Source organism: Collimonas sp. OK412, assembly GCF_900112135.1.
Taxonomy (GTDB): Bacteria; Pseudomonadota; Gammaproteobacteria; order Burkholderiales; family Burkholderiaceae_D; genus Collimonas; species Collimonas rhizosphaerae.
In genome coordinates, this window is sequence record NZ_FOLC01000017.1 from 102550 (window position 1) to 111056 (window position 8507).

General features: G+C 59.4%; 10 protein-coding genes. All 10 read left to right on the forward strand.

Going from position 1 to position 8507, the window contains the following annotated elements; genetic code table 11:
• The first annotated feature begins 40 nt into the window (after positions 1–40).
• The 10 genes from sctU (at position 41) to BM062_RS25210 (ending at position 8338) form a co-directional block, all read left to right on the forward strand.
• Positions 41–1108, forward strand: a complete 1068-nt coding sequence (gene sctU / locus BM062_RS17580) for a type III secretion system export apparatus subunit SctU (RefSeq protein ID WP_092399188.1) — start codon at positions 41–43, stop codon at positions 1106–1108.
• An 11-nt stretch (positions 1109–1119) separates the two neighbouring features.
• On the forward strand, positions 1120–3042 hold the full coding sequence (locus tag BM062_RS17585; RefSeq protein WP_092399190.1) for an FHIPEP family type III secretion protein: 1923 nt from the start codon (positions 1120–1122) through the stop codon (positions 3040–3042).
• A 2-nt stretch (positions 3043–3044) separates the two neighbouring features.
• Positions 3045–3665 (forward strand): type III secretion system protein SctP, encoded by a 621-nt coding sequence (sctP, locus tag BM062_RS17590; RefSeq protein ID WP_092399192.1) that lies wholly within the window; start codon positions 3045–3047, stop codon positions 3663–3665.
• Between the two features lie 26 nt (positions 3666–3691).
• Positions 3692–4801 carry a type III secretion system cytoplasmic ring protein SctQ gene (gene sctQ / locus BM062_RS17595; RefSeq protein WP_092399194.1) on the forward strand — a complete coding sequence of 370 codons (1110 nt, stop codon included), beginning with the start codon at positions 3692–3694 and terminating at the stop codon, positions 4799–4801.
• Positions 4785–5432 (forward strand): type III secretion system export apparatus subunit SctR, encoded by a 648-nt coding sequence (sctR, locus tag BM062_RS17600; protein WP_092351181.1) that lies wholly within the window; start codon positions 4785–4787, stop codon positions 5430–5432. The genes sctQ and sctR overlap by 17 nt, the downstream gene beginning before the upstream one ends.
• Positions 5433–5436: 4 nt before the next feature.
• On the forward strand, positions 5437–5697 hold the full coding sequence (sctS, locus tag BM062_RS17605) for a type III secretion system export apparatus subunit SctS (protein ID WP_092351180.1): 261 nt from the start codon (positions 5437–5439) through the stop codon (positions 5695–5697).
• Positions 5694–6596 carry a hypothetical protein gene (locus BM062_RS17610; protein ID WP_092399196.1) on the forward strand — a complete coding sequence of 301 codons (903 nt, stop codon included), beginning with the start codon at positions 5694–5696 and terminating at the stop codon, positions 6594–6596. Before sctS ends, BM062_RS17610 begins: the two co-directional genes overlap by 4 nt.
• Positions 6597–6760: 164 nt before the next feature.
• Entirely contained in the window at positions 6761–7774 is a 1014-nt protein-coding gene (gene hrpD5 / locus BM062_RS17615; protein WP_092399198.1) for an HrpD5 family protein, read from the forward strand.
• Positions 7775–7784: 10 nt separating this feature from the next.
• Positions 7785–8030: a hypothetical protein gene (locus tag BM062_RS17620; RefSeq protein ID WP_092399200.1), complete on the forward strand. Its 246-nt coding sequence runs from the start codon at positions 7785–7787 to the stop codon at positions 8028–8030.
• On the forward strand, positions 8030–8338 hold the full coding sequence (locus BM062_RS25210; RefSeq protein WP_139220093.1) for a hypothetical protein: 309 nt from the start codon (positions 8030–8032) through the stop codon (positions 8336–8338). The genes BM062_RS17620 and BM062_RS25210 overlap by 1 nt, the downstream gene beginning before the upstream one ends.
• The last annotated feature ends 169 nt before the right edge of the window (positions 8339–8507 follow it).

The window sequence follows — 8507 nt, forward strand, 5'->3', positions numbered from 1 at the left end:
GGCTCAATAATCGCTCCACACATTATTTCGGTATACATCCATGTCCGACGAAAAAACCGAAGAACCCAGCGAAAAGAAGCTGACCGACGCCCGGCGCGACGGCGAAACGTCGAAAAGCCAGGATTTGCCGTTTGCCGCAATTCTGTTCAGTGCGGCGATCGGCTTTTCGCTGGGCGGCCCTGTCATGACAGAACAATTGCGTTTGCTGCTGCGCATGGGACTCGACGTCGCAAATGCACAATCGGAAAATTTTAGCTATACCGATGCGCTGGTGACTGCCGGCACGCGCGGCTTGGCCATTTGCCTGCCCATAGCGCTGCTCGCCGCACTGATTTCGGCTGCCGTCATTGCGGCGCAAGTCGGATTGCAACTCGCTTTCAAGCCGCTGGAACTGAAATTCAATTCAATCAATCCGGCGTCGGGACTGAAGCGGATCTTTTCGATGCGCTCGATGATAGAGCTGGCAAAAACCGTGGTCAAAGCTTGCATTTTGGGCACGGTATTGTGGAAAACCGTGCTGATACTGATGCCATTGCTGATCGGGGTCGTGTACCAGCCGATCCTGGGATTGGACAGCATCGCCTGGGGCGCTTTATGCAAGATGCTCGCCATCTCTGCTGTCGTTTTCCTGGTGATAGGCACGGCCGATTTTGCTATCCAGCGCTGGTTGTTCATCAGGGACCACCGCATGAGCAAGGACGAAGTCAAACGGGAGAACAAGGAAAGCAACGGCAATCCGGAAATCAAGCAAGAGCTGCGCAAACTGTCCAAGGAACTTGCCAACGCGCCGCAGAAATCGCATGTAGGGCAGGCCAATGTGGTGGTGGTCAATCCGACCCACTACGCTGTCGCCCTGCGCTACGCGCCTGAAGAATGCGGCTTGCCGCGCGTCATCGCCAAGGGAACCGATGAAGAAGCGCGCGTCATCCGTGAACTGGCAACCCTGCATGGCGTTCCGATTGTCGGCAACCCGCCATTGGCGCGCGCGCTGTATCTGGTTGCCCTGGAAGAAACGATCCCCGAACCCCTTTTCGACGCGGTAGCAGCAGTGCTGGCCTGGGTTGACGATATGGGCAAAGGCCACACCACAGCTGTCAATCCAGCTTGAAGGAGATTTACATGAAATCGTCGCGCCTCTTCAATATCAGCGGCGAGGTCGGCATCGTAGCGCTGGTGATCTCGGTTATCGCTCTGATGATCCTGCCTTTGCCCACTTTCCTGATCGATATGCTGCTGGGCCTGAATATCACCATCAGCATCGTGCTGCTGATGGTGACGATGTACATTCCCAGCGCCACATCGCTGTCGGCCTTTCCATCCCTGCTGTTGTTTACCACGCTGTTCCGTCTGTCGCTTAACATAGCCTCGACCAAATCGATCTTGCTCAACGCCGAAGCCGGCCATATCATCGAGAGCTTTGGCGAACTGGTGGTCGGCGGCAACCTGGTGGTTGGGCTGGTAGTGTTCCTGATCATCGCAACCGTGCAGTTCATCGTCATCGCAAAAGGCTCGGAACGGGTGGCGGAGGTAGGCGCACGTTTCACCCTGGATGCAATGCCGGGCAAGCAGATGAGTATTGACGCCGACGTCAAGGCCGGCAATCTTTCGGTCGAAGACGCCAGGCAACGGCGTGCGCTGCTGGCCATCGAGAGCCAGCTGCATGGCGGCATGGACGGCGCGATGAAGTTCGTCAAGGGCGATGCGATCGCCGGCCTGGTCATCACCATGGTTAACATCCTGGCAGGCATGGTGATCGGCGTCAGCTATCATGGCATGAGCGCCGGCGAAGCTGCCAACCGCTTTTCCGTGCTGTCCATCGGCGATGCGATGGTTTCGCAAATTCCATCGTTGCTGATCTCGGTCGCGGCCGGCATCCTGATTACGCGCGTGGCTGACGAACATAGCCGCCCTCGCTCGCTGGGCATGGATATCGCATCGCAGCTGTCCACCAACGCGAATGCTTTGTTTAGTGCTTCCGCAATGCTATGCGGCTTCGCATTGGTGCCAGGCTTCCCGACCACCTTGTTCCTGGTATTGGCGGTCGCGATTTTCGCCGGCGGCTACAACTTGCGACGCAAGCAGCGCCAAACCCAGCCCGATGCCGGGACCGAACTCTCCGCGCTGCTCACCGACGGCGTCAAAGGCAACACGCCCAGCATCGCCCAGCACGCTCCCGCGTTCGCCGTGCCGCTGTCCTTGCGCCTATCGAAGAACCTGACCGGCCGGCTCGACGAGACCGCCTTGAACCAGGCCCTGAACGACATACGGCTGCGGCTGGTAGAAGAACTTGGCCTGCCTTTTCCGCGCACTGCCGTTTGGACCGCCGACAATTTGTCCGGCCTGTCGTACCAGATCCTGCTGCAGGAGGTGCCGTTGCCGCCGGTAGAAATGCCGGAGTCAGTCAGTCAACGCGAAAAGGTGCTGGCAGACGATGTGTGCGATTCGGTGCGGCGTGCAGCGCATCTTTTCATCGGGCTGCAAGAGACACAGTGGATACTGGATCGCGTCGGCGCCGAGTATCCGGGCCTGGTGGCAGAGGTGCAGAAAGTCTCGACCGTGCCGAAGATTGCGGAAGTATTCAGGCGTCTTCTCGAAGAGCGCGTACCGATCCGTAATATCCGGGCAATCCTGGAAAGCCTGGTGGCATGGGGCGCCAAGGAAAAGGACGTTCTGATGCTGACCGAATACGTACGTGGCGACCTGGGTCGCTTCATCGCACACCGGGCGACGTCAGGCACCGGAAAAATGCAGGCGATCGTGCTCGACGCCGACGTCGAGCAGACGATCCGCCAGGCTATCAAGCCCACCCCGGCAGGCAATTTCCTGACGCTTGAACCGCAACAAATCGACGCCCTGCTGGAGTCTGTCCAAAACGCCGTCGGCAGCGAACCTGCGGCCGGCGTCGCGGTTGTTACGGCAATGGATATCCGGCGTTACTTCCGGCGCATGATCGAGCAAGGCTTTCCGGCGCTGCAGGTGTATTCATTCCAGGAACTGGGAGCGGATGTCGAGCTGCAGCCGGTCGGCGTGGTTAATCTGTAGCCATGGATAACCGCTTCCGGCAGGCGCGCGAATTGCGGGTCTTGCGACTTTCCGCAGCGCATTCCGAGACGACCCCTAGCCGGCCCGCACGGCAGCGGACGGCGCGTTTCAACACACTTCTCGGCGCCGCCCGGCAATCGCTGACTGACAGTGCCTACGCTGGCTCCGAAAACCGATCGACGGATGAAGATGCGGAGCAGCGGGACGATGCTCCGCCAGTCGTGGCGGACGAAGACAGCCAGGCCGCTGCGGCGGCAGCCGTTGATGGCAACGACGCCGAGCGGGATGCGCTCGCCGCCCTGCGCGCGCGCATGATCCGGCAATGCTCGCAGGCGGCGGAGGCTGACCTGGTAGTCGAGCACCTGGCTGAGCGCATCGCAAATTTCTGCTCGTCGCCGGCGGTTCAAGGAGGCGGGATCTGGGAAGTAACCATCGTGCTTAATCCTGCCATCCTGCCTGAGACCAGCCTGCAGCTGAAACTTTCGCCATTCCGGCTGTCGCTTCGCTTCAATTGCAGTGATATACGGGCAAATGCCCTAATCTGCTTGAACACGGACGCATTGCAACAGCGCCTGCGTTCCCGGCTCGGCGCCAGCCTCGAGATTGACATCGAGGCGGCCTAGAGCCTTCAGAAAAGAGACGGATTCCTATGCATAAGCGAGTTACGGAACAAGTTACAGAGCAAGTCGAGGCAACACCCATCGGCAACCGCTTGCGCTCCTATCCGGCAGCGCTGGCCAGCCTGTCCCGAAGCTTGTTCGATGCGCGCAGCACGATGCGCATGGCAGCCCGCACCGCCGGCATCGAACTGCGTGCGCTGCCGGCGGCGTCGATCTGCTTCAAACGCGCTGCTACGCTGCGCCTGGATTCTGCCTACGGCGTCCTGACCGCACTGGTCGATCTGGCCAGCCATCCGGCGCTTGAAATGATCGCGCTCGACAGCGACCGCCAAAGACGTATCGCACTGGCCAATCTATGGCTGGCGCCGCTGCTTGAAAAATTGGCGGCGAACGGCTATCCGCAGCCAACCGTTGCGGAACTGACGCTGGCTGGCGCATCGACACTGGCGCAGGGGTTGGCGTTTGAATTCCGGCACGCATCGGCAGACACCTTCCCTGGTGTTGCTGATGTTGCCGTCATTGTCGATCTGCCGCTGCCTCTGGCGACGCTGCTCGAGCAGCAATCGCTGACTGTCTTCAACACCACGCAAGCATTACCCGCACTTTCCCTGCCCACCCATCTGCGGCTGCGCAGCCGCAATTGCAGCCAGGCCTTGCTCGCTTCTTTGCGCTGTGGCGACATCCTGCTCGGCTGGCAGCCGCGCGGAAATTATGTGCGCGGCGCGCCTATCCACAACGTGGCGCTGCGCTGGGGCGTCAACAACGGCTGGTGCGCCGGTGCACTGGCAAGCGTCGCGGCACACACCATTACCCTGGAGAACAAACCTATGACGACCACCTACAATCTGGACAACGATCAGCCTGCGGACCTGGAAGCGGCAGAAGCGGCGGCGCAGATCGATGTCGGACAGCTTGAGATCCCGGTCCATCTTGAGATTGTCACGCTCAATTTGCCCATAGCGCAAATCGCCGCGCTCGAACCCGGCTGCATCCTGGAACTTCCAGTACCGGTAGACGACGCCCAGATCCGGCTGGTTTCGCACGGCCAGGTTCTTGCGTTTGGCGAACTGGTGGCAGTCGGCGGCCAGCTCGGCCTGCAAATCCACCGCATGGCAGAGCGCAATGAGCGGAACTCCTGATATCGCGTCGCTGCTGATCGCAGCGCTCGCCCTTAGCATCTTGCCTTTCGCCGCGATGGTCGTCACGTCGTATACGAAAATCGTCGTCGTGCTCGGTTTGCTGCGTAACGCTCTCGGCCTGCAGCAAGTGCCGCCGACCTCGGTGCTGAACGGCGTCGCCATCATCATTTCATGCTTCGTGATGGCGCCGGTAGGCATGGAAGCTGTCAAGCACGCGCAGCTATCGAGCGAGCAAACCGCCGGATCGCAAATCATGCCATTGTTCGACGCGGCACGCGAACCGTTCCGCGCCTTTCTGCGCAAGCATACGTCCGAACGCGAGAAAGCATTTTTCATGCGCTCGGCGCGCCAGATCTGGCCGCCGGAACGGGCCGCGGAGCTGAAGCCGGACGACCTGATCGTGCTGGCGCCGGCGTTCGCGTTGAGTGAGCTGACTGCGGCTTTCAAGATCGGTTTCCTGCTTTACCTGTGTTTCATCGTGATCGACCTGGTGATCGCCAACGTGCTGATGGCATTGGGACTATCCCAGGTCAATCCGAGCAACGTCGCGATTCCATTCAAGCTGCTGCTGTTCATATCGCTGGACGGCTGGTCTACCTTGGTCCACGGACTCATATCCACTTATCGGTGAAGCCATGGAATACGACGCAATCACCCACCTGACGACGCAGGCATTGACGCTGGCCCTGCTGGTGTCCCTGCCGGTTGTCGGCGTTGCTGCAATCACCGGCCTGGTGATTGCTTTCCTGCAGGCGATTACCTCGCTGCAGGATTCCAGCATCTCGCAGGGCATTAAAATGATAGTCGTGACGGTCGTGGTGGTTATCGCCGCCCCTTGGGCTGCCGCAGCAATCCAGAACTATGCGCGTTCCGTGTTCCAGGTGATATTCCCATGAACATCTCGCGCATCAACGGCTGGAACAGTCCGCACCAGGCGGACGATGAGGAACAGCCGATCCAGCAGCCGCTCCAGCTGCCAGTTCCCGGTCACCATCGCCACCGGGCAGCCGCCCTGCGCGCCAGGCGGCAGACGGCGCGGCGCGGCGCCGGCGGAGACCCGGAACAGGTCGAATCAGGCGCCCTGAGCGATGATCTGCTGATGATGCTGGAAGAGCACACCTCGTCGCAACGCACAGAATTCAATACAATAAATCTTCGCCAATCCAGCGACGATGGCCGGCCATCCGACCGCGATCGGCGCGAAGGCCGCCGCGATGCCGCAGGCAATGCCGGGCGCATGCAATTTCATGCCGCGGGCTCGGCGCGCACCATCAACATCATGCGGGCCGCCAAGCGTCCAATCCGAGACGAGGCGCTGTTACTCGGCACATGGCCATTGGCGCACGACACCAATTTGCGGCTGCGCGGCCGCGCGGCCGCCGAAACGGCATTGCTCGGAGCACGCGACAGCTTGGCTTCCGGTAAGGAGCAATCAGGCACGACGTACAAGATCCTGGCGATCATGCGCGAATTTTTGCAAATGCCGGTTGCTGACCGCACGCAGACAACAACTTTACATACGGTACGCGACAGCCTGGTGGCACTGATCGAACCTGGCAAGCAAGCTGTACCGGCAGTCAACAGAGGTGGCAATGCGAGTGGCGATGCGCCTTCCGCCGCCCTGCTGTTCCGGTCCGGCCCCGTACCCCGGCGAACACGCACTGCCGCTGAGGAAACCATGAACCTGCTGCTGCCGTTGCTGCTGCTGAACCTGTCCCGCAAGCGTACGGATGTGGAATGCGCGATCGGTGTGGCGATGCTTTCAGCACTGATTCTGCGCGGCCGCGGATGGTAGCCAAGTTCGTTCGCAAGCGAATAAATTCGGGCCTTGGCTGCCAGCCTGCAGGACACGAAGATAGACTTATATCAAAGCAGTACAGCACAAAGCAGTACAACAAAGTGAACAACGACAGCAGCCTGATTGATCCTGATTCAACAGCAGAACAAGGGAGTTAGTCCATGAAAAAACAGATTCGCGTATTGACTGGCCGTCACTCCGGAGCAGTGATCAATCTGGCCAATGGCGATACCACGATCGGCTGCGACGCCAGGTCTGAAATTCAAATCTCTGACTGGAACGCGCCGGCCATGTTGCTTACCCTGGATGAGCAAGGCAACGTTGCGATAGGTGCTTCAAATAACAGCGAGCCGCAGGCCCGGCTGGAAGATTTCGAGCCTCGCAGCTTCAGCGATATTGTGCTGTGCGCAGGGTCGGCAGACGCAACATGGCCGTCCGACATCAGCTTGCTGCGCATGGTCTGTTCTCCGCAAGCCGCTCAGCTAGCCGCATTGGACAATTTACCGGACCAGGCATCGGCATCTCTGCATCCGGTCAAACCTGTCCCCATCTGGGCGCGCCACGCAACCATCAGCTGGCTGGTTCTTACCTCCTCGCTGCTGGCGGCCGTGACCGCCACCGCGATGATCGTGCCCGGCACGAATCCACTGCGCAGCGGCGTTCTGCCGCAACCGCAGGCGTCGCTGGAAAGACTGAAACTGGCTGTGGCGCACCTGAATCAAGACGATCTGACAATTACCGAGCAAGACGGCGTGGTCAACGTCAGCGGCATCGTAAAACGAGAAGATGCCGCGGCCAAGATCTATCAGGCGGCGCACGCCTTCGCGGCAGGACATTTGAAGTGGAACGTCAGGGCGGCGGATGAAGTGGTGCGCGATCTCAAGGAATCATTGCGTGCCCCCGACGTGAATGTGCAATACAGGGGCGACGGCGTCTTTGCCGTCACAGGAACCGTACTGCACCCCGAGGCCATCCAAAAAGTCGTAGAGCAATTCCGCGCCGACCTGGGACCGCTGGTAAAAAAGGTCGATGTCAATGTCATGCGTGCCGACGAGATCGCTACCGCCAAGGATATCGGTTCCGCGCTGGCAGTCGACGGCCTGCAATATTTCGCGTCGAGCGACGGTACGAAAAGTTTCGTTTCGCCGCAACACGCTTCGCTCCGTTTCCAATGAGGTGATTGCAATGTACGAATATATGACAGAACCGCTGATCAATACTTTAAATGCGCTACCTAAGTTAGCCGGCGATCCAGCCCATTCCGCCGAGTTGAAGGCGGTTGCGCAGGCTCTGGAACAGATGGCGGTCAGCGCCGCCGAGGCCAACCGGGCGAGCGCAGATCCGAGCGACCGCCTGACCGGCAGCGTGATAGTGGATGGATTGAGAGCGGCAGCCGAAATATGCCGCTCTGCAGTAGAACAAGCTGCGTAATGTTTATCAGTTTTCAATGCCGTGCGGTCGCTTTTCACGGCATCGACTCAGTTTTGTGTGGTGCCCATACGGGAATTGCACATTTTAACCGGGCTCCTCACGGAGTCCATCTAGCCCGCTTCGAAATCGAAGCATGTTTTTCATCAAGGAGAATCAAAATGGCAGGAGCAATTACCGGTCTGGATACAGGTGCACAAATCGCTGAAATCGAAGCGGCAGCGGCAGCGGAAAACGCCATCAACTTGGCTAACACCCTGGCCAAGGTCCACACGATGGGTCTGAAGGCAGCCAAAGATATCGTCGGCTAATCGTTGTAAATCGACCGGCCGGCGCCTTGCAAGGCGTCGACCAGTCTCTTTTTTTTAATCTTTACCACTTTCATCAGGGAGAATCAAAATGGCAGGAGCAATTACCGGTCTGGATACAGGTGCACAAATCGCTGAAATCGAAGCGGCAGCGGCAGCGGAAAACGCCATC